Source organism: Turneriella parva DSM 21527, from assembly GCF_000266885.1.
Taxonomy (GTDB): Bacteria; Spirochaetota; Leptospiria; order Turneriellales; family Turneriellaceae; genus Turneriella; species Turneriella parva.
Genome location: NC_018020.1, coordinates 1,243,460 through 1,263,790, shown reverse-complemented (window position 1 = coordinate 1,263,790; position 20,331 = coordinate 1,243,460). Strand labels below are relative to the sequence as shown.

The 20,331-nt window shown below is 52.7% G+C and carries 26 protein-coding genes; 23 read left to right on the top strand and 3 right to left on the bottom strand.

Going from position 1 to position 20,331, the window contains the following annotated elements:
- The first annotated feature begins 11 nt into the window (after positions 1 to 11).
- Positions 12 to 869: an EamA family transporter gene (locus TURPA_RS06025; protein WP_014802404.1), complete on the top strand. Its 858-nt coding sequence runs from the start codon at positions 12 to 14 to the stop codon at positions 867 to 869.
- Positions 866 to 1,567 carry a sterol desaturase family protein gene (locus TURPA_RS06020; protein ID WP_014802403.1) on the top strand — a complete coding sequence of 234 codons (702 nt, stop codon included), beginning with the start codon at positions 866 to 868 and terminating at the stop codon, positions 1,565 to 1,567. The genes TURPA_RS06025 and TURPA_RS06020 overlap by 4 nt, the downstream gene beginning before the upstream one ends.
- A 21-nt stretch (positions 1,568 to 1,588) precedes the next feature.
- Here TURPA_RS06020 and TURPA_RS06015 read toward each other — a convergent pair whose 3' ends face one another.
- A complete protein-coding gene (locus TURPA_RS06015) occupies positions 1,589 to 2,230 on the bottom strand; it encodes a hypothetical protein (protein WP_014802402.1) in 642 nt (213 codons plus the stop codon).
- 122 nt (positions 2,231 to 2,352) lie between these two features.
- On the opposite strand from TURPA_RS06015, the gene TURPA_RS06010 reads away from it, so the two are divergent.
- The 3 genes from TURPA_RS06010 to TURPA_RS06000 are packed head-to-tail and all read left to right on the top strand — an operon-like array spanning position 2,353 to position 4,123.
- The gene (locus TURPA_RS06010; RefSeq protein ID WP_041948348.1) at positions 2,353 to 2,544 is read left to right on the top strand and encodes a type II toxin-antitoxin system VapB family antitoxin; all 192 of its coding nucleotides are present in this window, start codon (positions 2,353 to 2,355) and stop codon (positions 2,542 to 2,544) included.
- Between the two features lie 2 nt (positions 2,545 to 2,546).
- Positions 2,547 to 2,951 carry a type II toxin-antitoxin system VapC family toxin gene (vapC, locus tag TURPA_RS06005; protein ID WP_014802400.1) on the top strand — a complete coding sequence of 135 codons (405 nt, stop codon included), beginning with the start codon at positions 2,547 to 2,549 and terminating at the stop codon, positions 2,949 to 2,951.
- Complete coding sequence (locus TURPA_RS06000; protein ID WP_014802399.1) at positions 2,945 to 4,123, top strand: MFS transporter; 1,179 nt, start codon at positions 2,945 to 2,947, stop codon at positions 4,121 to 4,123. Before vapC ends, TURPA_RS06000 begins: the two co-directional genes overlap by 7 nt.
- 2 nt (positions 4,124 to 4,125) lie before the next feature.
- Here TURPA_RS06000 and TURPA_RS05995 read toward each other — a convergent pair whose 3' ends face one another.
- Complete coding sequence (locus TURPA_RS05995; RefSeq protein WP_014802398.1) at positions 4,126 to 4,809, bottom strand: DAPG hydrolase family protein; 684 nt, start codon at positions 4,807 to 4,809, stop codon at positions 4,126 to 4,128.
- Positions 4,810 to 4,966: 157 nt separating this feature from the next.
- Between TURPA_RS05995 and TURPA_RS05990 the strand changes: the two genes are divergently transcribed.
- The 14 genes from TURPA_RS05990 to TURPA_RS05925 all read left to right on the top strand — a co-directional run bounded on the left by TURPA_RS05990 (position 4,967) and on the right by TURPA_RS05925 (position 14,831).
- Positions 4,967 to 5,617, top strand: a complete 651-nt coding sequence (locus tag TURPA_RS05990) for a TetR/AcrR family transcriptional regulator (RefSeq protein ID WP_014802397.1) — start codon at positions 4,967 to 4,969, stop codon at positions 5,615 to 5,617.
- A 101-nt stretch (positions 5,618 to 5,718) separates the two neighbouring features.
- On the top strand, positions 5,719 to 6,216 hold the full coding sequence (locus TURPA_RS05985; RefSeq protein WP_157210416.1) for a hypothetical protein: 498 nt from the start codon (positions 5,719 to 5,721) through the stop codon (positions 6,214 to 6,216).
- 113 nt (positions 6,217 to 6,329) lie between these two features.
- Positions 6,330 to 6,845: a GAF domain-containing protein gene (locus TURPA_RS05980; protein WP_014802395.1), complete on the top strand. Its 516-nt coding sequence runs from the start codon at positions 6,330 to 6,332 to the stop codon at positions 6,843 to 6,845.
- Between the two features lie 85 nt (positions 6,846 to 6,930).
- A complete protein-coding gene (locus TURPA_RS05975; protein ID WP_157210415.1) occupies positions 6,931 to 7,749 on the top strand; it encodes a PP2C family protein-serine/threonine phosphatase in 819 nt (272 codons plus the stop codon).
- A 69-nt stretch (positions 7,750 to 7,818) separates the two neighbouring features.
- Positions 7,819 to 8,217 carry a hypothetical protein gene (locus TURPA_RS05970; RefSeq protein ID WP_014802393.1) on the top strand — a complete coding sequence of 133 codons (399 nt, stop codon included), beginning with the start codon at positions 7,819 to 7,821 and terminating at the stop codon, positions 8,215 to 8,217.
- Positions 8,218 to 8,247: 30 nt separating this feature from the next.
- A complete protein-coding gene (locus tag TURPA_RS05965; RefSeq protein WP_014802392.1) occupies positions 8,248 to 8,832 on the top strand; it encodes a TetR/AcrR family transcriptional regulator in 585 nt (194 codons plus the stop codon).
- 119 nt (positions 8,833 to 8,951) lie between these two features.
- On the top strand, positions 8,952 to 9,827 hold the full coding sequence (locus TURPA_RS05960) for a Rossmann-fold NAD(P)-binding domain-containing protein (RefSeq protein ID WP_014802390.1): 876 nt from the start codon (positions 8,952 to 8,954) through the stop codon (positions 9,825 to 9,827).
- 121 nt (positions 9,828 to 9,948) lie between these two features.
- Positions 9,949 to 10,755 carry an enoyl-CoA hydratase/isomerase family protein gene (locus TURPA_RS05955; protein WP_157210414.1) on the top strand — a complete coding sequence of 269 codons (807 nt, stop codon included), beginning with the start codon at positions 9,949 to 9,951 and terminating at the stop codon, positions 10,753 to 10,755.
- Between the two features lie 52 nt (positions 10,756 to 10,807).
- Complete coding sequence (locus TURPA_RS05950; RefSeq protein ID WP_014802388.1) at positions 10,808 to 11,260, top strand: hypothetical protein; 453 nt, start codon at positions 10,808 to 10,810, stop codon at positions 11,258 to 11,260.
- A gap of 38 nt (positions 11,261 to 11,298) precedes the next feature.
- Positions 11,299 to 11,856 carry a Uma2 family endonuclease gene (locus TURPA_RS05945; protein ID WP_041948345.1) on the top strand — a complete coding sequence of 186 codons (558 nt, stop codon included), beginning with the start codon at positions 11,299 to 11,301 and terminating at the stop codon, positions 11,854 to 11,856.
- Between the two features lie 38 nt (positions 11,857 to 11,894).
- The gene (locus tag TURPA_RS05940; protein WP_014802386.1) at positions 11,895 to 12,635 is read left to right on the top strand and encodes a slipin family protein; all 741 of its coding nucleotides are present in this window, start codon (positions 11,895 to 11,897) and stop codon (positions 12,633 to 12,635) included.
- Between the two features lie 40 nt (positions 12,636 to 12,675).
- A complete protein-coding gene (locus tag TURPA_RS05935; RefSeq protein WP_014802385.1) occupies positions 12,676 to 13,233 on the top strand; it encodes a Uma2 family endonuclease in 558 nt (185 codons plus the stop codon).
- A gap of 42 nt (positions 13,234 to 13,275) precedes the next feature.
- Complete coding sequence (locus TURPA_RS05930) at positions 13,276 to 14,322, top strand: ankyrin repeat domain-containing protein (RefSeq protein WP_014802384.1); 1,047 nt, start codon at positions 13,276 to 13,278, stop codon at positions 14,320 to 14,322.
- A gap of 107 nt (positions 14,323 to 14,429) precedes the next feature.
- Positions 14,430 to 14,831, top strand: a complete 402-nt coding sequence (locus TURPA_RS05925) for a hypothetical protein (RefSeq protein WP_041948344.1) — start codon at positions 14,430 to 14,432, stop codon at positions 14,829 to 14,831.
- Positions 14,832 to 14,861: 30 nt separating this feature from the next.
- Here TURPA_RS05925 and TURPA_RS05920 read toward each other — a convergent pair whose 3' ends face one another.
- Positions 14,862 to 15,230, bottom strand: a complete 369-nt coding sequence (locus tag TURPA_RS05920) for a hypothetical protein (protein WP_157210413.1) — start codon at positions 15,228 to 15,230, stop codon at positions 14,862 to 14,864.
- Between the two features lie 13 nt (positions 15,231 to 15,243).
- On the opposite strand from TURPA_RS05920, the gene TURPA_RS05915 reads away from it, so the two are divergent.
- From TURPA_RS05915 to TURPA_RS05900, 4 genes are all read left to right on the top strand, one after another.
- The gene (locus TURPA_RS05915) at positions 15,244 to 15,942 is read left to right on the top strand and encodes a hypothetical protein (protein WP_014802381.1); all 699 of its coding nucleotides are present in this window, start codon (positions 15,244 to 15,246) and stop codon (positions 15,940 to 15,942) included.
- Between the two features lie 162 nt (positions 15,943 to 16,104).
- On the top strand, positions 16,105 to 17,121 hold the full coding sequence (locus TURPA_RS05910; RefSeq protein WP_041948341.1) for an ankyrin repeat domain-containing protein: 1,017 nt from the start codon (positions 16,105 to 16,107) through the stop codon (positions 17,119 to 17,121).
- Between the two features lie 134 nt (positions 17,122 to 17,255).
- Positions 17,256 to 17,543, top strand: a complete 288-nt coding sequence (locus tag TURPA_RS05905) for a hypothetical protein (RefSeq protein ID WP_014802379.1) — start codon at positions 17,256 to 17,258, stop codon at positions 17,541 to 17,543.
- Positions 17,544 to 17,919: 376 nt separating this feature from the next.
- Positions 17,920 to 20,148 carry an NADP-dependent isocitrate dehydrogenase gene (locus TURPA_RS05900; RefSeq protein WP_014802378.1) on the top strand — a complete coding sequence of 743 codons (2,229 nt, stop codon included), beginning with the start codon at positions 17,920 to 17,922 and terminating at the stop codon, positions 20,146 to 20,148.
- Positions 20,149 to 20,331: the final 183 nt, after the last annotated feature.

Genomic DNA, 20,331 nt, shown 5'->3' with positions numbered 1-20,331 from the left:
TCGTGCCGCCCATGTTTTGGGGCCTCAGCTTTGTGGCGATTCGCATTGGCCTTGAATCGTTCGCGCCTTTCACGCTCTGTGCCATCCGCTTTTTCCTCGCGGGCTTTCCGCTGATTCTGCTCTATAAGTTTCCGCCGCTTGACTGGCGCCGGCTCGTCGCTTACAGCATTTTCATCGGCGTGCTGCAGTATGGCCTCATGTTCTGGGCCATCTACCTCAGGCTGCCTGCAGGCATGTCGTCGGTGCTGATTCAAACGCAGGTTTACATCACAATATTTCTTGCGTGGGTTATTTTTCGCGAGCGCGTGAGCCTGTTGCAGATCGCCGGCTTCGTGATTTCTGCGCTGGGCCTTCTGGTCATCGGCTACGACTATTTCGGCGGCGCCGAAGCAGTGGGATTCATATTGATATTGCTATCGGCACTCTTCTGGTCGGCAGGCAACATTCTTCTGAAAACCTTTCGCATTCAAGACTTTGCCGGCTTCATCGCGTGGACAAGTTTTCTCTCGTCGCTGCCCTTGTTCGTGCTCGCGCTCAGCGTCGAAGGGCCGGGCCAGATGCTGCAACAAATTCAATCCGCATCGCTGCGCTCATGGCTTGCGCTGGCGTTCATGGCTCTCTTCGCCACGCAGCTGGCATTTTCGCTCTTTAGCAAGATGATGCTCAAACTGCCCGCAGGCAAGGTCATGCCTTTTGGTACTCTGGTACCGGTATTCGGCCTCGGTAGCAATGCTCTCTTTCTCGGCGAGCGCCTGCCGACGCGTGTGCTGTGGGGAGCGTTACTCGTGTTGGCAGGTTTGGTCGTTGCGGTAGTCATCTCGAGCCTGCTGCGTGGGCTAGAGCAGCGAAGTAAGCGTGAACAAGCATGATCGACTGGCTCTGGTCGATTTCACTCTCGCAGGCATCGGCCTTCTTCTTCGCATTGAACATTCTCATTTTGCTCGGCGCATTTCTTGCCGAGCAAATGGCGGCCCGTCTCTTTACCGCAGCGCCACGGCCAACAAAAGCCAGCCCCGCAGAGCTGCTGCTCGCAAGCGCAACCGTCACGATCAACACTGTCATTTCGGTCGCGGGTTGGCTGCTCTGGCAGCACGGGTATCTACATCTTAACCGCAGCGCCACTGCACCCACGGTACTCGGCGATACGCTGCTGCTCGTGCTCGTTATGGATCTCGTGCTCTACGTTTTGCACCGCATCGCGCATCTGCGATGGTTTTACAATTGGGCGCATTACCTGCACCACGAACACCGCGACACACGCATGCTCACCCTGTTCGTGATGCATCCGCTTGAGGCGCTCGGTTTTGGTTCGTTATGGGTGATCACCCTCACGCTGCATGCATTCAGTGTCGAAGCCGTGGTCATTTTTCTGCAGCTGAATCTCTACTTCGGTATCGCCGCGCACTGCGGATTTACCCCGTACCCAAAATGGACCCTGAGGGTGATGTCGGCTCTCTGTATTTCTGATCCCGATTTTCATCTGCATCACCACCGCGATGAAACGGTCAATCTCGGCTTCTACACGACAATTTGGGATAAAATCTTCAAAACCGCCATGAGACCCTGACGGGCAAAACGCGAAATTGCCTCAGAGCTTTTTCGCGAGCGGGTGGTTCATCTTTTCGAGCTCTGCCAAGACATAACTGCGGGTGCCGGCGGGCCAGGCTTTGGAGAGGCGAATAATCTTGCCCTCGTCTTTCATATGAATTCCCACCTGCAGAATCGCGTTGTTGTCGTTAATCTTGAGCATCACGTTCTTCAGTTGGTTTTCGTTCAACAGGTCGGCGAGTTCGCCCAGCTTCATAAAGAATGAGCGTTTGACCATTTCGCGCACGACATTCACCACGATATCCACTTCCATGCAGTCGCCGATCTTGGCAGTTACCTTCGGGTCGCCGTTCACTGCAACCTGGCCCATATAATCGACACGCAACGATTTACCGATTTTAGCAGCCGCTTTTGGATCCATGTATTCGCAGACCTGGGCGACAATGTACGGTGTGAAATAGTCATGCGCGAGTTTCGCAATAATGAAGTTGGGAATAAAGCTGGTTGAAATCGCGATCGCCTTGAAAACCGGCTTCTGGTTTTCATCGAGTCGCTTCATGTACGTCTGCAGATCGGTATAAAGTTGCTGCAGCGGCTTTTCTGGCAGTTCGGCCAGGTAGCTCATGTCGGTTTCAGAAACCAATAGTTCTTTGATGCTCTCGGCGATGTCTTGTTTTTCCATAGTCGGCAACCCGAAATAAAGTTGAACAAATCGTCAAGATTTTTTAGTCAGGGTGGCTATGGAAACCCATAGAATGCCGTAAAAGTGCTTTACGGACCGGTCTGATGTGTATGCCGATGTGTATGCGCACCAATATCGTGCTGAACGACGGCCTCGTCAAAGAGGCCTTCAAGTATTCTCACAGCAAGACGAAGCGTGACCTTGTTGAGCAGGCTTTGCGTGAATTCGTCGAGAATCATCGCCGAAAAGATCTGCGCCAACTGAAGGGTAAAATCTCGTTTCGTGAGGACTATGATTACAAATCTCTGCGTTGACCATGGTGCTTGTCGACATGTCGGTATTTATACCATTTCTCAAGAATCAAGACACACCCGAAACCAGAGCGCTTGATCGAATAATCGAAGACAAAATACCGTTCGGTATTTCTCCTTACACTTACCAAGAGCTTTTGCAAGGCGTTAAGACTCCAGCAGAGTTTAGCCTGCTCAAGGCATATCTCGAAACGCAGCGCATCTATGACCTGACGCAGGGACTCGAATCGTTTGCTGCTGCGGCTCGCATGTTTTTCGACTGCCAAAAGGCAGGGTTGACGATTCGTCGTGGTGCTGACCTCTTGATCGCGCAAACGGCGATTGAAAACAAGCTAAGCCTATTGCACTCAGACCGGGATTTTATTCATCTTGCCAGCATACAAAAAAATCTGAAATGTATTGAATGCTGATCTGGTTCTACCTCAACTCGTTTCTCACCCTGCTCATCGGCAACATGTTTGCCTACGCGATGATCATCTATTCGCGCGCCGTCACCGGTTCTGACGCCGTCACCGGTCTCGTCTACGCAGGCAACCTCGTGCCGCCGCTCGTGCTCGGCATGTATGCCGGTACCGTGATCGACCGCTTCACCCGCAAACGTGTCGTCATGATTGCTCAAACGACATTCATCTACACCAGCGCCGCGATGGTTTTTCTCACCACGCAGCAGTTTTTTGTAGTGGGTGATGTAATGCTCATCGCGGTCATGCTCGTCAACGGCATCGGCCTCAGTTTCATTATACCGGGCCGCATGGCTCTTTTGGGCGATCTCTTCGACCAAGAGCACATACCGCGCGAGAGCATGAAGGTGCAGATCATGATCATGGTCGGCTTCGGCCTTGCGCCCTTTGTCGTCGGTTTCTTGCGCAAATATTTCGACTGGTACATCGTTTTCGGGACCATTGGTATTATGTACGCCTTTGCGATGCTGCTACTGTTGCCACTCAAAACGCGTCCAAAACAGCTGCGCGGCGACAAAGAGTCGGCATGGCACAGCCTCAAGGCAGGCCTCAGATATGTACGCCGCGAGCCCCTGATCTTGTCGCTGCTCGCTGCCACGTTTGTGGGCCTGTTTCTCGTCGGGCCGCTGCAGGTTCTTTTGCCGGAGTTCTCAAAGACACGCCTTGGCCTCGGTGAAGCCGAACGCGGCTCGCTCATGACCGTTCTGGGTGTCGGCCTTTTGGCAGGCGGCGGCCTCGCACAGGCTCTGTCTCACAAGATGCCGCGCGGTCTCATGATCATCGCGGGCGCGCTCGCTGCCGGCCTTTCGATGCTGATGATACCCTGGCTCGCCGCACCGGTGCCGGTCGCAATCAGCCTCGGCCTCTCCGGCATCTTCGGCGGCCTCATGAGCACACTCATACCCGCCGCTATACAGCAGGCAACCGTCGACGCGGCGCGAGGCCGAGTCATGAGTATCTATAACATCGTGTTTCAGACATCGGTCGCTTCGGCTGCGGTCGGGCTTTCGGCGCTCGCGAAACAGACCTCGCCCGCGTATGCGTTCGAGGTAGGTGGGTGGCTGATTATCGCGGGGGCCGGGGCGTGTTTGTTGCTGCAGCCGTTGAGAAAGTTGAAGTAGTTTCAATATTTGGCGTTACTTCCTTTTAGCACAGGCCGGTTCTTTGTCTCGCGTGCGTAAAGAGTGGGCAAGAAAGCTTCGAATTGTCCGACTTCTTCGATATTGTGCTTGATCCAGGCAAATCCATGTTCGTCATTAAATATGAATGCCCTGATAAGGGGCCGTAGCAACCGAAAAGACCAATGGCGCCAACCAATAATGAGGCTGTTTCTATAGCGAGTGCCTCCGGGAACTTTCTCGAATGCATATTCCATTCTTACAATCGGCAGCCAGCCGAATGCACGCGGATTGTGAATGAAACCAGAGGTGTCTAGCTTTTCGATCGGGCTTACGACATTCACAAGGTATCTGCGATTGCGTCCCAGGTATTCGACAATGCGTATAGCTGCGCCAGGCCCCACTGTTCCGTCGGGAAGCTTTCGTTCGTAACTCACATGAACATGATCTTCGGGATGCCATACCCGATACCGGCTGTAGTTTTTTCCCTGGAATTCGATATCTCCCTCGAGGTTTTGGAACCACCAGGCGAGCATATCGGGAGAGACACCTTTTATTGTATCGTGTTCAATCCAGTACTGTATTCGCCCATCGGCAAGCGTACGCGTGCCAGACTTGCCGCTTGAAACAGGTTTCGGTCTCCATTCGATTACAAGCTTTTCGGGCAATTTTAAAGAAACTTTTTTCATCGTATTTCCTCTGAAGTTAAAGTATAGTAAACACTATACATTGGCTATTTTTTGTATAGCCTTTACTATACCTTGACCTATTGAATCAAAAGTGGCCAATAAGCTTAATTACATTATAGTCGAACAGTAAAGCTGCTCGAGCGGTTGAGAGGGGTGTGTGAAGCTAAAAGAACAGGGCATGTTAGCGGAATTCAGGCGCTACCAGAATCCTCAAACGGCCAAAGAGGCCCAGATTGTTAAAGCAGCAGAGAGGGTCTTTGCCGAACTTGGCTATGATGGCGCCACCACCGCCGAACTCGCTCGTAGGGGCGGGGTCACAGAGCGCACATTATTTAAGTATTTTCCGGGCAAAGCGCACCTGTATAAGCGCGTTCTTTCTGGTCTGTTGTTCGCGGCGATTATTCCGGGCCACATGGCCGATCTCAGGTCACGACTTCTTGATCTTAAACCTGATTTTCGAGAATGGTATGCCGCTATTTTGATGGCGCGCTATCAGGCAGTTGCCGCAGAGCCCTTCAGACTTCGGCTACTTTGGGGAGCCTTGCTGTTCTCACCTGATTTTTCAGTTATCTTCGGCAAGTTATGGCGCGAAAACCTGTACGAAACTTCGGTAAAGGCAATTTGCCATTTTCAGGCCAAAGGACAAGTCAGGGCAGACCTAGACGCGAGTGCGATTGTCCGTGCTTCGTTTAGCCTTGGCGGGGGTTTTTTGCTGACTCAATTTGTTTTCGCGCCAGAATTGAATCTTAACCCAGAGGTTGAAATACAAACAATAGTTGAATTATTTACTAGGGGTGTAAAGATGTAGACAGGCGCTCGAAATATGCAATCTGTTCTCAAGACCGCGTAATGCACTTTTCAGTGAGAAACACCAAGAGCGCAAGAAGCATAACAGCTGCCATATTTGCATTGAGTCTATCACAAGCTGCAGCACAGCCCGCTAGTTTCACCAGCAAAGAGGTTGCGATAGATTTCGCGGGCCCGTTTGCGGTGCGTGACCAACCCGGTGCAACTTTATATCCTCAACTTCTTGCGAAACCCTTACAGACCGTTGATTTTTGCAAATGGTACCCCGCGCCCCCCGAGGTGCAGCAGGTCTCGCGCCCTGAGCGCGGCTTTTTGTGCGAGCTGCATATCTTGCCCGCGAAGAACGAGCGCGAAATCTTGAAGTTGGTAGAGACTGCCCATGCGGCCGAGAGCCGCAAGCATGTGCGCAATTTTCGTCTCGAAACCGTCACGATTGGCAAGCATAGGGTGGTGCGCTGGCGCTTTCAGGCTGGCAAGACCCGGCTCGACCATTTCATACTGATTGGCAAAAAGTATAACTATCTGTTTGTTTCGTCGCCCTACGGCAGCAACGGCTCGATTGAAGATATAATAAGTAAAGTTGTGCTTTTCATTAACTAATTAAAAGTCTACCAGCCCCTCGTCGCCGCGAAAGCTGCAATTCGATTGACCCATTGCCCGTGCCGGGTTCAAATGTGTTTCGCTTCGAATTTCACAATACCCGGGGAGGTTTTATGCAAGAACTTTCACTCGAAAAGCTGCGCAGGCAAAATGCTGCGTTGCTTAAGCTTGCGAAGAGCACTGCTATCGACAGCGGTGACATTCAACAGGCCTTACGTGAGATAACTGAAGCCGGGTCGATGACTCTCGACGTCAAACGTTGCAGTGTCTGGTCTTATAACGAGCAGCGTGACGGTATCGTCTGCCTCGACCTTTACGAGGCCGAAAAGAACCAGCACTCTTCGGGCCTGACCTTGATGGCTAAAGACTTTCCCGCCTATTTTAAATACCTGGGCGAAGAGAGATTTCTCGCAGCGCACGATGCTCACACTGATGAATCGACATGCGAGTTCTCTGAAGTCTACTTAAGGCCGCTCAACATCAATTCAATGCTCGACGCACCTTTTCGCCGTTCGGGCCTCATGATGGGGGTGCTATGCAACGAACAGGTCGGCGAAGCCCGCGTCTGGCCCCCCCGAAGAGCAAAATTTTTCCGGTTCTCTTGCCGATCTGATTTCTCGTGCATTTGAAGCCGAGGCCCGCCACAAAGCACAAGAAGAGCTGCGCAAGGCCAATGAGCTACTCGAACAAAAGGTCGAAGAGCGCACACGTGAATTGCAGGCCAGCCTAACGCAGGTGCAGGCGCTCAAAGACAAGCAAGACGCCGACTATTATCTGACCAGCCTGTTACTAAACCCTCTCGCGACAGTGCAGGTCAATAGCCCCAAAGTCAGGGTAGAGAGCCTTTTGGTGCAGAAAAAGCAGTTTGTGTTCAAGAATCGCGTCTACCAGCTGGGTGGTGATTTTAATATCGCTGAAACGGTGACGATTGGTGACGCAACGCACCTCTTTCTTTTCAACGGCGATGCGATGGGCAAATCAATTCAAGGTGCGGGTGGTGCACTCATTCTGGGTGCCATTCTGAAAGTGCTGCTCGCACGGCCGGTAACAAAGGCAAACGCTACACCCGCAGCCTTTCTTGCCGGTATCTATCGACGCCTCAACGAAGTCTTCTTGTCGCTCGACGGCCGCATGATGATCTCACTCACGATGGCTGTCATTTCGCCCGACAGATCGGCCTACCTTATTTCAGCGGAACACCCTGATCCGGTATTGCTTGCGAAAGGCAAGGCGCGACTCGTCAACGTGGCGCAACTACCCAAGCTGGGTTCGACCCGCGACGATATGCCGAGCGACAAGATCGCGGTCACGAGGCTCATGCTCGCCCCGGGCGATCTGCTGATTCTGGCGTCAGACGGTCGCGATGATATTCTGCTTTCGGGTGCCAGCGGCAAAGTCTACAATGAGGATGAATCGCTGTTCTGTCGCCTCGTCGAGCGCAGCGATGGCTCGCTGCGCAGCATTTTTGCCAGCGTCGAATCTGCGGGCGAAGTCACTGATGATTTTTCGGCGGTAAGCGTGCTGGTAGAATGAAGCCCTGACAGATTTGGCTTTACCACCGGTATTTACCAAAAAGGTATAGCGACACTCAGGGCTCACGGATTGAAAACGCTAAAGCTTACGGCAATTCTGATCGCGGTTTATATTCTCGTGCCTGTCATGCTACTCGGCGGTGCGTTTTCGCGACCCGATGTATGGAATACAGAAACAGCTGGCCAGTTTTCGACGGGTGTCTTGATTTTCGGAATTTTGCCCCATGCGCCGGCATGCCTGGTTCTATTTCTCATGATGGTTTCCAAAGGCATTCACACACTGCCAGAATTGCGCCAGCATAAGGCTGTCATGTTTTCGGCGATCTTTGTGCTGGTAGCACACCTGGGAACGGCCTTGCTGATGGGCGGCAGGCCGGTTGAATTCGGCATGCTGGTGAATTTCTTTCTGGTGCCGCTCATGGGTGGTGTGTCGATTGTTCTCGGGATCATCATCGGTAAAATTATTTGACGATCTGACCGATCGTTCATATAAGGCAGCGTGCAGGCAAAAACCACGCGCGAAAAGATTATCGACGATTGCATCCAACTGCTCTGGAAAAATGGCGTCAACGGCACGAGTATGTCTGACATCGCTGAGAAGGCCGCAATTCTCAAAGGTTCTTTCTATAACTATTTCAAGAGCAAAGAAGAGTTCGTCGGCGCTGTGCTCGATTCGTACGCGCAGCGTTGGGAGTCAAACGTCGTCGCGATCTTTCGTGAGAAAAAACTCTCGGCGCGTGCGCAGTTCAAGAAATATTTTGAGCGCATGAAAGAGATGGCCGCGACGATGCAATACACGCAGGGGTCGCTCGTTGGCAATTTCGCGCAAGAGCTTTCGGGTGCGAGCGAGAAGTTCGCCGCGCAGAGCGAAAAATTTTTTCGCCGCATGCAGTCATACCTGACCGATGCGCTCAAAGACGCGCAGTTAAATGGCTCGCTCGCGGAAGGAGAAGACCCCGAGACGCTCGCCGAGATTATTCTCAACAGCACCGAAGGTGCAATCTTGCGCGCAAAGACGCAGCGCAGCACGCGGCCGATTGAAATCTTAGAAGAATTTTTTCTGCAGAAATTCGTCCCCGTCTGAATTGAGCTAGCTATGGATTTTCACAGCCTGAACATGAATGATTGGTCATACACTGGCAATAGCGATGCAGAGACTGCGTACGCAGTCTCTGCATCGCTATTGCAAATAAGGAGAATCACATGAAACCAAAACACTATCTCGTCGTCGGCGCTTCGAGCGTCGCCGGCCAAAAGGCGATTGAAGCAATTCGCGGCAAAGACGCGAATGCGAAGATCACCGTGACTACCTCGAAGGTGCTGCCCGCAGAAAACCCGGCAGCAGACACCATCTATGGCGTCGATCTTTCAAAACCAGACTCGATACGCAATATACGCCCTGCGCTCTCGGCGCCGGTCGATGTGCTCGTGTTCTGCCCCGCGTTCGGTATGGTCGGTTACCCGGCAGAGCTTGCGCCGATTGAGGATGTCGAAGCGTGCTTTGACTTTTCGGTGCGCCCGGTCTTGTCGCTGATCGACGAACTGAACCCTGGTCTCACGATTGGCTTTTCGAGCTATTACTGGCTGCATTCGCTCGAGGTTGCTTATGGTTCAATGGCGTTCGCAAAGTATGCGCTTGAAAAACTCGCGGTTGAAAACCCCAACCATATTCGCATCGTGCGTGCGGGCCTTTTCCCTTCAAAGTCGCTGCGGGGCATTTGCCTGCTGATTCAGCGCGGCGTGCAGAAAGAGAACTTTCCTGGCGCAACGCAGCTCAAAACCGACTGGAAGGCCTCTGGGCTCAGTTTCAGCGACTATTTTACACAGTTTGCGCAAGGTTATGAAAAGAAGGATCTAGCACAGTACCTCACCGCGCCGTACCGTGGCACTGAAGAAAAAGACCTCGTGGGCGCGATCGGCGCGGCGCTCGAGCCCAACGCGAAGGGCATCATCAACGTGGTCGGCGACTCTGTCTGGCAAGAAGACAGGCTTAACCATGTACCCGATTTTATGGCACGAAACAAAGAAGCCTTTCGCCTGGCCGAAAGCTTTGATATTCGGCACCAGAATATTGCCTAATGAGCATAAGCGCAACAAATACCCATGTACCCAGTGTCGGTCATACCCGCGAAAGCGGGTATCTATTCGTCGTCACAAAGGTAGATTCCCGCTTTCGCGGGAATGACCGATGGGGCCAGGAATGAGTGCTGTCATAGATACTGGTAGGCCAGCAGGGGTGTTCACGTGCCTGACCACGGCCGTCAAAGACCACATCGGTTACATCAGGCTGCAAAGCGGCGAACAGAACGCGTTCAATGACCGCTCACTTGAAGAGATCATTGCCGCACACGACCTCATGGAAAAAGACCCCGATGTTTGGGGTGTGATCTTCACCTCGGCGAACGAGACGGTCTTTTCAACAGGCCTCGATGCTGGCTTCATGCTGAGCCTTGCGCGTGAGCAGAAGCTCGACATGTTTCGGCTGCTATTTGCGGCGACGCGGCGTATCTATGCTTTCGCAAAGCCCGAGCTGGTGCTGTTGCCGGGCCATGCGTTTGCCGCGGGCGCGGTGCTCGCCATGGCTGCTGACTGGCGCTTCATGGCTGAGGGCAAAGGCCGCATGGCTTTTCCCGAAGTGATGCTTGGCATTTCGATGCCCGAGGCGATGATACGCATGATCGCTTCGCAGGTGGGCGAACATAACATGTCGGCGCTGATTCAGACCGGTGATATGTTTAAGGCAGAAGACTGTCTGCGTTACGGTGTTGTGAATGAACTCGTGCCGCCTGCAGAATTGCAGACGCATGGCGAAAAGTTCATGCGCCGGCTGTTTCTAAAGCCGCTCGCGGGTATTCGCGCAGTGAAGCGCAACCTGCGCCGCGAGAACCTGAAGTTCTTCGATAATGACCCGAGTCTCGACGCTTTCGTCGAACTCATGGGCGAAAATTTCGAAGAAGCACTGCGCGCCGGTGTCGAAGGGCGCCGGCCGAAGTTTCAGAACCCCTAACCCCAGCCGCCAATCGCGCTCGACGGCGCATCGTTCTCAGAAACGGTCAGCCATGCGAGCGCGGTTAGCGTGCCTCATTGTCTGCCTGGCAGGCGCGCAGTCTTTGTCTGCGGGTAAGGTGCTTTATGACTCGGTGTCGGGCCCTGTCGCTACGGCCGAATGGTCGAGTAGTGGTATAAATCCTCATCTCGGGGCTGCATACCTTTATGGCAGATATTCGTTTGCGAGCTACCAGCTGCGCGCAGCATTCGCAGTGCGGCCCGCAGACGGCGCGACGGTGAGCCGTTTGGGATCTGGCTTCGGTATTGCTTATTACATGCTGCATGCGGATTTTACTCTCAGAACAGGGTCGGTGACGACGACGGGTCTTTGGCTCGGTACATCGCTGCCTCTGGGCCGTGCAGCGCTGGCACCCGAACTCAGATTAGGCTACCAGTTTAATTTTCACTCCTCAACTGAAAATGTTTTGAATCTGGGTGTGGGGATTGTGTTGAATATGCAATAGGCTTTACGTACAGCTTTCGCCCCATGGCATAGTCAAACGTGGCATTGCCAGCACCTGCACTATTTACGCCAGAAGAGTATCTCGAATTCGAGATGAAGTCTCTTGAAAAACACGAACTCTATGATGGGTACCTCATTGCCATGGCGGGTGCCCAGCAACCACACAGACGCATCCAGACCAACTTGATTGTTACGCTTGGAAATCGCTTCAAGGCAAAGAGCCGTGAATGCATTCCCTATGCCTCAGATACGCGTGTTTACGTCTCGCACGGACGCTATTTCTACCCAGATGTGACAGTTTTCTGCGGTAAAGCCATCGAAGACAAATGGGACAATGCCTTAAACCCCGATGTTGTCATTGAAATATTGTCTGATTCAACTGCTTCTTTCGACAAGAACGAGAAGGCAGCCGCTTACCGGCAGATGCCCGGGCTTAAGCAGCTGGTGCTGGTTGATAGTCGTGAGAAGCACATCACCATCTACCTACGCAATAGTGATGGGGCATGGGTTGAGACGCAGTACGGCGCGGCGACTTCTCAAATCTCAATTGCCGACGAAGACATCGCGTTCGAAGAGATTTACGAGTCAGCACTCTAATTAATTGACGCCGGCCACCGGTCGGGCGGTTTCATTCCATGGAACAATTCATTGCCCTGGCCATACCCGCGCTTCTTGTCGCCATCTTGACCCTGAAGGTCATCAACCAGTACGAACAGGGGCTCGTGTTTACCCTCGGTAAATTTACCGGCATTAAGCAGCCAGGCCTTCGGCTGATTATCCCGATTGTGCAGCGTATGGTGCGCGTTGACATGCGCATTCGCACGCTCGACGTCATGAAACAACAGATCATGACCAAAGACAATGTGCCTGTGCATGTGAACGCCGCGATCTTCTTCAAAGTAGAAAACCCCGAGCAGGCGATCATTCAGGTACAAGACTACCAGTACGCGATTGCGCAGTATGCTCAAACCGCGCTGCGTGACGTCATTGGCGGTAAAACTCTCGATACGCTGCTCGTCGAACGGCAAGAGATTGGCGACGCGATCAAAAAGCTCGTCGACAATGAAACGGACGGCTGGGGCCTCGACGTGCAGGCGATCAAGATTCAGGATATCGAAGTGCCCGACGATCTCAAGCGCATCATGAGCCGGCAGGCCGCAGCCGAACGCGAGAAGCGCGCCAACATCATCAAGAGCGAAGGCGACAAAGAAGCCGCGAAAAATCTTGCCGACGCCGCAAAGATGATGGAGCGCTCGAAGGGCGCAATGCAGCTGCGCACTCTGCAGACACTCGACGGCCTCGGGCCGACTTCTTCAAACACGGTTGTGATGGCGCTGCCCGTCGAGGTGCTGGAGTGGTTTAAGAAGGGGCGGTAGATTGGGCTTTACGGGGCGAATTTAACTGATTGAGAGAGTCATGGGTTTACCGGCATTGGCAGTATTTTCACCCGAGGAATATCTCGAAATCGAGATGCGCTCGCAAGAACGCCATGAATATTATGACGGGCACATCATCGCGATGGCCGGGGGTAGCACCTCACATGGCATTATCCAGGTAAATCTGCTGACCGGTCTAACGAATCTCTTTCGCGACAAGAATAGGCCTTGCCGGCCTTTTGGTTCTGACACGCGCGTCTATGTCAGTGACACCAAATACTTCTACCCTGACGTCAGCATTATTTGCGGTACGCCGGATGTCGACGGACAAAATAACTGGAAAAATCCTGAGATCGTGATCGAAATTCTTTCTGACTCCACCGCATCATTTGACCAAAACGAAAAGGCGGCAGCTTACAAACAAATACCGTCACTCAAAGAGCTGGTGCTGATTGACAGTCGTGTGAAGGCAATCACCATCTTTCAGAAGCAAGACGACGGTGCCTGGGTCGAGCGCAGCTACGGTGATCAGACGGTTGCGGTGAAAATCGCGGGCGAAGAGCTGGCGTCAGCGGAGATTTATGAGGGTGTGTTTTGATGGTTGAGTAATGATATCCATGTAAACATTTGAGGAATAAAGATGAAAGAGATACCTGTTGTTAGTTCGTTCTTAGTTTTCATGCTTGTTGCGTGTGCATCGCCCCAAAAAAGATTTGAAAAGGCAGTTGTCGGTAATGATTTGTCAGGTGTTGAAAGTGCCCTCGCAGATGGGGCAAAGCCGACGCCTTACATGATCGGCGGCAAGTCGCTCACGGCTCTGGAGCATGCGATTAAGCATAAGAACCGAGAAATGGTAGCGCGACTGCTGAAAGCGGATGCTCCTGTGAGCAATACCGTCAGTGATGCGCTGACTGTTGCCATATACGCGGGAGATCTCGAAATCGTTAAAATGCTCGTGGCTAGCGGAAAATTTGATCCAAAGTCAGACAAGGGCACAAAATTAGTTGTGGCAATTCGCTCTGGTCGGCCAGAGATCGTTGAATATCTGATCGGCGCTGGCTTTCCGGTCAATGCCACACCAGGTTATGCGCCTCCATTGGCTGTCGCGATCGATAAGAACGATACCGAATCTGCCAAAAAGCTATTGCATGCAGGTGCGAATCCTAATCTCAAAGACGAACGCGGCGCTACAGTTTTTTGTCTTGCCTTAGCTCAGAACAGAAGCGAAATCGCATTGGCAATGCTTGCGGCCAAACCAGATGTCAAGACGCATTGCGGCAATGGAAGTCCCCTGTACTGGGCGGAGAAGCACAAGAATTCCGAACTGAGTGCAAAGATAAAGTCACTCGGAGGCAAATCAGAGTATGTTCCGCCTAAGGCGGAAAGCAGTAAATTTAACCATTCGACGGCAAAGAGCGAGAAACAGCGCGAACTCGACCGTATAAAGGCCACGATGATTACCTCGCACCCAAGATCCATGCGATCGAAAATGAAATGTCAGCCCTGGGCGCACAGGTGGGCAACACCGGCTATAGCAGCCCGACTGTTACGGGCATTGACTGCGACAGGCAGAACCAGAACTGCCGTAACAAGTACCAGGGCGGCGGTGAAACGGGCAGCAGCTACATCGGCCGCAAGGACCGGGAAGAGCGCATACGAAAGTTGCGGTCTGAACGCTCTGACCTAGTAAGGCAGTACGACCGACTGGCAGAAGAGTATAACAAGATTCTAGAGGGCAAATAGGCCGTGCAATTCCGTATGAGCTACCGTTTGCTTTGGCTAGGTGCACTCTGCTTGCTCGCAACGCTCCCGCTGATTGCTTTGGAGTATCAAGAAGGCTTTGACGGCGACGATGTCTATATCGCTGTAGGCGAAGGTACGTCAAAAGTGGGCGAAACACGCCCTGTTCAGAAAGAAGCTTCTGCGAAACAGGCTGCGCGCATTATTGCGGAAGCCCGCTTTGCCGATGCCTGCATTGCACCAAAGAGTGCTGGCGGGCACTGCCGCGAAATGACAGCCGATCTGAAAGAAGTCATGTCACTGGGCCGGGGTGCGAAAGTTGTTGGCAGTGAATGCATCGAAGAGGCGGGGTCGCCAGGCATGTTGCACTGTCGTGTCGCGCTGAAGTTCACGCGCAAGAACCTTAAGACGATTTGCGCGAAACTGCAGGAAGAGGGTGGGCAATTCTGTCCCTGACCTACCCTGTCGGCTGCACTATCTTCCCGATTAATACTCGCCGGCGCTCGGTGTCCTGAATCCGCGACCGCGAAAATCTGCGTCCGAAGCACCGGCGGCGCAGGCAGCCTTGAGTTTCTCCTCAATGCGCCTGTTGGCGCTACGATCGCCGGGATCTTTGTCGTAAGCCCATTTCTTGCCATTCACTGTAAACACATCAGTACAAATACCTTTGAGGCAGCCACCACCTGCCAAAGTGATCTGGCAATCTTTCGCATGTATTTGGCCTGCCATGGCCAGGACAAACAGGAAAAAAAATACTTTGATCATTGATGCCTCCATGAAATTTGAATGTCCGTGCATCTGTAATGCCAGCAGTGGGGCGGCGAGTAAAAAAATGCCACAATCCAAATCAATCATATCGTGCTTGAGAATGAGCCGCTGGGTAGCGTTGGGAACTTCGCTTGCGATTTACGCTGTGGTTCTGGCCGCCTGTGGTTCCGAAAAACCAGAAATTGCCGCAGTCAAAGAAAGTAATTGCCGACAAATGGCAAAAAAAACGGCGCAGCAAGTTCAGGAAATATTTCTTTGCGTGGCAAATTCTGACGTACCGAGCGAATTAGATGAAGCCACGCTCGTCAGTCTCATAAAACGAATGAAATCTGGTAATGCCCTGAACCAGGTACTTGGCCAATTGCTTCAGCCTGTACCCTCGGGAAATTCACCCCTATGCAACGTAATAATGAAATGGGATTCACATGTGCCCCCTGATACGCGTGGCCCAATTGCACACATGCGGAACCTGCTGAATGAGAAGAAAGACTCCACACCAGAAAATCACGTAACAGCGGGAAACTTCTTCAGAGCGGCAATGCTCATGCAGAACATCTCCGAAAAAAATGTGCGTGGCGTTACGGCCTGCTATAACCTTAGGTACATGGGAGCCGCAGATGCTATCGGCGAAGACATACAACACGATTATGGTTTTCTTTTTTTGGCGGCAGAAACCGACAAATTCGCAATACCCCAGGCCACGGTTACAGTTGCCAAAGAAGTCTTGTCAGTAGGGGGATTCAAGCCCGACCATATGCAGCGACTAAAAGGTTTTCGCCGCATGGCCGGCCTGGAATAGAAAAGAGGCCTGCCCCACCCACCGGGACCACAATTAGCCGGCGTATTGGCTTTGCGGCCTCTGCATTCTATTTGCCTTGGGCTGGCGTTAAATAAGTTGTCGCGTATTCAGAAAATGCTGCTGCGGTGCATGAGAGTAAGTTTGCTTCACTGTGTCTATTCGATGGCCGTTTTGATAACGCCGTCACTCTTCGCCGCCCCCGAAGAGGCGCTGCGTGCCGCTGCAGAAGCGGCGGATCCCGTTGCTCTCGAAGCAGCACTTAAGAAGAAGCCGAATGTGAATGCGCCGCTCGATGAGTACGGACAAACGGCACTCTTTCTCGTCATCGGTCAGGAATCCAAAGGTGATGACCGCCTTTTGAAATGCACAAAGCTGCTGATCAGCGCAGGAGCCGATGTCAACCAGCGTGCGTTTAGCGACCAGAACACGCCGTTGTTGAGCCTCATCTCTCCGTACAGTGATCGGACAGAGGAGCACCGGGCAATCATCGAAGTTCTGGCAGCTGCCGGTGCAGATCTGAACGCAAGCTCAAAAGACGGTAGTACAGCGATGAGTCGCGCGATCCAGCGAGTCGATCTCGATACAATGAAAAAGCTCATAGCGCTTGGCGCCGAAATGAATCCGGTCTTACCCGAGGGACGTAACTATGTACACCTGGCGGCCCGCCTCGATATGGATAAGCGAGGTGTCGACAAAGCCCTGGAAATTCTCATCAACGCGGGTGTTGATTTCGATACGCCGGATGAGCGCGACAGAACTCCCTTGCACTATATTGCCGAATCGGGTAATGAAGCCGCACTGAAGCAGATACTTAAATACAAGCCACGTATCGACCGCAAAGATAACGAAGGCAAGACACCGGTTGATCTGGCTTTGCGCAAAAAGGGGATCTCAGAAACGCCGGGTTATGAGCAGCATCTTGCCAAGTTGATTCGCAGATCTGCGAACAAACCGAAATTGATCGAAGTAGGAGAAATTTTCTCAGCCAGTGAGGCACAGGTTGATATTATGGGAAAAGGTATTGGTAAGGTTAAAAGCGGCCAAAAGCTCACTGTCAGGACAGCACAGGGAGGCTATACACTGGTTGCCGGAGAAAACATGCACACAAAACTGAAAGCAAAAGCGTCACCGGCTGCAGCAGTACGTCTCAAGAAAGGCGATAAGGTTTATCGGAAGTAATCTCAGACTGGTTCCGGTATTTTTCCGTAGTACCACGCAGATTTTTCCGTATCGGGGCTGATGACTTTTGCCCAGATATGTGCGATATTCACGGTATCAGAGCAGCAACAAGGGCTCTGGTAAGGAAGGACAACATGAAAAAGATCGTATCACTTATCGCAGCAATGGGCCTTGTGGCAGCACTCGGTGCAGTACAGGTCGTACACCATGAAGACAAAGTACAGGGCTGTGAGCGCCTCGGCGAAACCTCTGCGGGTAACCTGTTCTCGACCATGGACAAAGAAACTGCGATTCAGACAGTGAAGGCGCAGGCAAAAGCCATGAACGCCGACAAGGTCTTCGTGAATGTTACAGCGCAGGTGCACGGCAAACTCGGCAAGCAGTATACAGCAAAAGCTGCAGCCTGGAAATGCGACAAATAATCGCCGAAAGCTTCAGTGCCTGAACGAATTGAGTCCTCCTGGCGCTTGCGGTAACGCGGCGCCCAGGGGGATTTTTTGTGTCAGGGCTTACTTTCGCCGCCTCGGTGGCTCGGCGGGAACTTGCGAAGCTATAACCTTGGGCGATTTTTTTTCGCAATTTTCGGGGCGGTTTCGCCGCGAGGCGAAAAATCGGCGTGAATTCTGGCGTCTTCGCCACTTGCAGAGCGAATCGTCACCGATTCGCGGGGGAATTTGCGCCGATTAGCGCCGAAAATTGCGGAAAAAAATCGCACCAGCGAGTTTTCGCCGAGTCACTCGCAGCGATCTGCGCCTTAATTGACGCGGCCTCTCAACTTTCGGGTCTTGTCGATACACCATGGCAGACTCAAAATCAAAAATCATCTGGACTAAAATCGACGAAGCACCCGCGCTCGCAACATATTCGCTCTTGCCCATTGTGAATGCGTTCACCAAGGCAGCCGGAGTCGTCGTTGAAACCTGCGATATTTCACTCGCGGGCCGAATTCTTGCGAATTTTCCCGAAAATCTCTCTGAGAGCCAAAAAGTCGCCGATGGCCTCGCGGCACTCGGCAAGCTCGTGCTGCTGCCTGAAGCGAACGTCATCAAGCTGCCGAATATCAGTGCTTCGATTCCGCAGTTGAAGGCGGCGATCAAAGAACTGCAGAGCCAGGGTTACAAGGTGCCCGACTATCCCGAAGAGCCAAAAACAGAAGATGAAAAGGCGATCAAGGCGCGTTATGCCAAGGTGCTCGGCAGCGCGGTCAACCCGGTGCTGCGCGAAGGCAACTCAGACCGCCGCGTGGCGCGTTCGGTCAAAGAGTTTGCAAAGAAGAACCCGCACAAACTCGGCGAGTGGAGCAAAGAGTGCAAGAGCCATGTTGCGAACATGAAAGCCGGCGACTTTTTTCACAATGAAAAATCTGTCACGATTGAAGATGCCACTGACGTTAAGTTTGAGTTCGAAGACAAGTCAGGCAACAAAACTGTTCTGAAAGAAAAACTTTCGCTGAAAAAAGGCGAAGTGTTCGACGCAACTTTCATGAGCGCGAAGGCTTTGCGCCAGTTTATCGAAGACCAACTGGCTGATGCGAAAGCGAAGAACCTTCTCTTTTCTGTGCACCTCAAAGCCACGATGATGAAGGTATCTGACCCGATCATTTTCGGCCATTTCGTTTCGGTCTATTTCAAAGACGTGTTTGCAAAACATGCGGCCACTTTTCAGAAGTTGGGCGTGAATCCCGACCTCGGTCTCGGAGACCTTTACGCGAAAATCAAGACTCTGCCCGACGCAGAGCGCGCAGAAATTGAAGCGGATATTCAGGCGACGTACAGTGTGCGCCCACCGCTCGCGATGGTCGACTCTGCGAAAGGCATTACCAACCTGCACGCGGGCAACGACGTGATCATCGACGCATCGATGCCTGTTGTCATTCGTGACTCGGGCAAGATGTGGGGCCCAGACGGCAAGCTTCACGAGTGCAAGGCCGTGATTCCCGATACGTCATATGCTGAATTCTACCAGACCGGCTTTGACTTCTGCCGCCAGCAAGGCGCATTTGACCCGCGCGTCATGGGCAATGTTGCGAACGTAGGCCTCATGGCGCAGCAGGCAGAGGAATACGGCTCGCACGACAAGACCTTCAAAGCGCCTGGTGATGGCGTCATTCGCGTCATCGATGCTGCGGGCAAAGTGCTGACTGAACACCACGTCGAAACCGGTGACATCTGGCGTGCCTGCCAGACGAAAGATGAAGCGATACGCGACTGGGTGAAGCTCGCGGTGCGCCGCGCGCGCGCGACAGGCTCACCGGCCGTCTTTTGGCTGACGAGCGCCCGTGCGCACGATGCGCAGATTATCGCGAAGGTGAATACCTACCTGAAAGAGCATGATACCTCGGGGCTTGAGATACACATTCTTTCGCTCGTCGACGCGATGCAGTTTACGCTTGAGCGCGTCAAAGCCGGCAAAGACACGATTTCTGTTACGGGCAACGTGATGCGCGATTACCTCACCGACCTTTTCCCGATTTTGGAGCTCAACACCAGCGCGAAGATGCTTTCGATTGTACCACTTTTGAACGGCGGTGGATTGTTCGAAACCGGCGCAGGCGGCTCGGCACCGAAACACGTGCAGCAGTTTCAGCAAGAAGGTTATCTGCGTTGGGATTCAACCGGTGAATTTCTCGCTCTCGGTGTTTCGCTCGAACATCTGGCTGCCACGTTCAAGAACGCAAAAGCTCAGGTGCTTGCCGACACGATCGACAAGGCGTTCGGCAAGTTTCTCGATAACAACAAGTCGCCGGCGCGCAAGGTGGGCGAAATCGACAACCGTGGCAGCCATTTCTATTTTGGGCTCTATTGGGCGCAGGCTCTCGCCGAACAGACTGCCGACAAAGAACTGCAGGCACGATTCGCCCCGATCGCAAAGCAGCTGACCGAGAACGAAGCCAAAATTGACAAAGAGCTGATCGATGCTCAGGGCAAGCCCGTCGACATGGGTGGCTATTTTCACCCCGACGACGCGAAGACTGCAAAGGCAATGCGCCCGAGTGCGACGCTAAATTCGATCATCGACGCGATTTAGCGGCGACGTTTCATGTCGGTTCTTCCGTAGAGACGCGCTTTATGCGCGTCTCAAAAAAAAAGCAATTCAAGGAGACGCCCGAGATGGGCGTCTCTACAGCTCTCGCAGTTTGAGTCCATATATCCGTTATTGCGGCTTGTCATAAATTTGGCGTTGCGTTCGTCTAAAAGTGTATTATAGTAT